We start from the raw sequence: 979 nt of genomic DNA, 5'->3' as shown, positions 1-979 counted from the left end.
AACCCGTTGTGCATTTTAAATAATGCTAATTTTAATATTATTAATATTTCGGTCAAAGATAAATTTATTGATATATTGAATAACAGTCAATGCCGTTATCTTAGACAGAATCCTAGTCTTAAACCCTTCAAATGACTTTGCGTAATTACGTCTGACCATAAACTGGTCACAAAGTTGAGAAAACAAAGTTTCGATACGTTTTCTTGATTTTCTAAAGATATAGGGTTGTTTTTTGTAATCTTTTTGATTGTTCCTCATGGGCGTATTGAGTTTTATGTTGCAGGTTTCAAATAGGTTGAGCTGAAAATCAGCTGACAAATAACCTCTATCTCCAATTAAGGTACAATCACTAATTTGGGTTCTAATATCTTTAAGATAGTTGATATCGTGCACGGATGCCGGTGATAGATCAATACTATGAAAAACCCCATTAACGGAGCAAATCGCATGCAGCTTGTAGCCATAGTAAGTTGAACCCTGTGAGGCACAATAACCTTTGTCAGGCTTGGAATAATCTGTTTCTTTACAGATTTTTGAGCGTGAACTTCGCGATAGCTTGCAAACTTCTAAAGGCATGCTGTCCACAATAAAACAGTTTTCAAACTCATTGAAATAGGATGCTAGCTTTACACGAATAGAATCAAGATCGTGTGACAATCTGCGCCGTCTCCTATTGTATACACTACGCTCAATTTTAGCCGATATACTTAATGGTAGCTTTCTGAATAAATCATTTTCACTATCAATCCCTAAATATTCTGCCGTTAGGCTAAGACCTATAAGTTCTAAATCACTGAGCTTGGGCTGGCGTCTCTGACAGGCTAAAAGCTGTTCTTTTGATATTTTTCGTAAAACTTCCAATATTCTTTTGTAATTTGCATTTAAGTTGTTCATTATTAATGTTTTGTGGTTAAAACAATTTACTGATTATCAGTAAGATGAACAACTTTTTCTTTTTAAATCATAATGCACAACGGGT

Annotated in this window: 1 protein-coding gene; it reads right to left on the bottom strand. The window is 34.3% G+C overall.

What is annotated here, in order from left to right; genetic code table 11:
- Positions 1-15: 15 nt before the first annotated feature.
- Positions 16-894 carry an IS982 family transposase gene (locus tag E1J38_RS14990; RefSeq protein ID WP_133357645.1) on the bottom strand — a complete coding sequence of 293 codons (879 nt, stop codon included), beginning with the start codon at positions 892-894 and terminating at the stop codon, positions 16-18.
- Positions 895-979 lie beyond the last annotated feature (85 nt).

Origin of the sequence: Seonamhaeicola sediminis (assembly GCF_004358095.2) — a bacterium.
In the GTDB taxonomy this organism is placed as follows: domain Bacteria; phylum Bacteroidota; class Bacteroidia; order Flavobacteriales; family Flavobacteriaceae; genus Seonamhaeicola; species Seonamhaeicola sediminis.
This window is presented reverse-complemented; position numbering and strand designations above follow the sequence as displayed.

What these genes read in the sequence shown, in the direction of transcription:
- E1J38_RS14990 (WP_133357645.1), bottom strand. Translation starts at nt 894, where the DNA reads ATGAACAACTTAAATGCAAATTACAAAAGAATATTGGAAGTTTTACGA.